Annotated in this window: 2 protein-coding genes; both read right to left on the bottom strand. The window is 58.6% G+C overall.

What is annotated here, in order from left to right; genetic code table 11:
* The coding region (locus tag KKA81_16610) for a succinylglutamate desuccinylase/aspartoacylase family protein (GenBank protein MBU2652548.1) at positions 1–875 on the bottom strand (875 nt) is incomplete at its 3' end.
* Between the two features lie 174 nt (positions 876–1,049).
* The coding region (locus KKA81_16605) for a TRAP transporter large permease subunit (GenBank protein MBU2652547.1) at positions 1,050–2,156 on the bottom strand (1,107 nt) is incomplete at its 5' end.

The raw sequence follows: 2,156 nt of genomic DNA, 5'->3' as shown, positions 1-2,156 counted from the left end.
TTGGTGCGGCCGCGAAGTCGTCCCTGGATAGGGTTGCTCGTTTCCATCAGGAACGGATACGCGTTCGTAGCATCGCCCCATTCGCGGTGGCTCAGGCCGCGGAAGTTTTCGGGCGAGAGCTCGGGGGCGTAATTGAGATCCTCGATCTCCAGCGCCAGCACGGCGGTCATCGCGATATCCTCGCACTTTTCGTGATAGACGATCGCGTTGATGATCGGGATCTCCGGAGCGGCTTCGTGAAGATCAAAAGCGACATCGACATTCTCCCGTCGGATCACTTCCATGATGGCCCAGCCCACGCGCTCCGCAAACGTGCCGTTCGGTCGACCGGGGTAGGAACGATTCAGATTCCGCGTTTCGAACCCCGAAAGCTGCTGTCCCGACGGAAAATGAGAATAGACCAGAGGATCGGGCCATTGGTCAAGCGGACTGCAGACGCGGGAGCCAAAACGAAAGGTCCGGGGGCCGGATCTGGCCGGGATGGTAAACGAACTTGGGCTGCCTTCGAACGGATCGGTATATGCGAAGCCGCTCGCACAGGCTTGCGGAATCACGAGAACGCGTCCCTGATCGACCTGGATGTTTTCGAGAACGAGCGTCGCGGCGATAAAGCCCGCCGGTTCGTTCGGATGCGAGCCCCCCAGAAGCATGACCGTCGCCCCGGGGACGCCCGAGTCGAAATCAAATATCCGGGTGTCGCCTGCCGTTCCTTTCAGGTTGGGCAAATAGTCACTCAGCTGCCGCACAGTGGTGAGGGCGGGGCTCGGCCGCAGGAGATCCGGCTGCCTCATCTTGAGGAAGTCGATGGCGGCCAGAGTCGCCAGGGCTCCGAAACCGGCCAGCATGAGAATTGCCGTGACGTGATGCCTCTTCATTGATGCTCTCACTTTATTTGAAGTACCCTCAGGACGAAGACCATAAGCAACATGGCCATCGCCATCTGCAGCTTCCACGATCGCTCCTGAATAAACTCGACCAGGATGACGATCGCGAACAGGGCGACAATTCCAGTATAAACCCAGTACAGCATTGGCTCGATCCTCCGCGAGTTAAAAGAACACGGCCGCGATATCGTCAGCGAAATAAATGATAGACAGTCCGACGATGAGACTGGCCACGATCGGAACAAGAGCTTGCCGAAGTATATTGAAATGGTTCTTTTCGCCGACTATCTGAGCCGCATAGGCGCACAGCAGACTCGGCGGCGGCATGAGATCGCCCATCGCCGCCAGCAGAGCCAACGCGGCCGTCACAACGATAGCGTTCTTCCCGATGAACACAAACACCAGCGGGACGCCGATTACCGAGGCCGAGGCATACGCCGAACCAAAAAACGGCATGATCGCCGCAGCCAGATACCGAATTTCCTCCGGCAGCAACAGCGCGTTCACCGCTAGAAACCCGCGAACGCCGGTGAGAGTAAGTATCTGCAGGAACATACCGACCCCGACCAGAATCGCCATGATCGGGAGAGCACCGCGAACCGCGCTCGTCAAGATGCGCCACACGTTGTATTTTTCTCCGGACGGTATTGTGATGACGGCGCCGATCAAAAAGATGAGCGGTACGCCCAGGTGCGGCAGCAGGTTCGGCGCCGCCTGGTCGATCACGAGAAAACCGACCACAAGCACCAAGGGGAGAAAAAGCTTCATCCCGTGAAGTGCGTACACCGGCTGCCGGAGCTTGGGAAGGACTTCCTCGACCTTGAATCCATCCAGATAGCGAAACCGGAAGTAAAGGGCGGTCGCGATTGCGAGAGGGAACGAAGCGAGGAAGAGGGGCTTGGTGAAGCCGATATACGGCATATCCACGCCGCCGCCGATCAGCATCACCGGAATACAGATGGGGGGGGCAACCTCGCCAAACACGGCCGCCATCGCAATCAGGGCCCCCGTCGCTCTGCGCGACATCCCCATAGCGATCAACCCCGGGGCGACCAGCGCCCCGGTCGTGAGAATACACGCCGACGATAACCCCGTGAGCATCCCGGGAAACATCACGAACACCACGATCAATATCACCAAGAGCGACGGACTCCGGTGGAACCACTTCACCATATAGTAACTGAGCGTTCCCAGCGCCCCAGTCGCCTCGACTGACTTCATGAAAACCATCGCCGTTGCGATAATCAGGATCGCCTCCAGAAAGCCGAATCC

The sequence above is a fragment of the Bacteroidota bacterium genome (assembly GCA_018831055.1).
Classification (GTDB): Bacteria; Bacteroidota; Bacteroidia; order Bacteroidales; family B18-G4; genus M55B132.
Note: the sequence above shows the minus strand (reverse complement) of the source record. Positions and strands in the feature narration are given on the sequence as shown.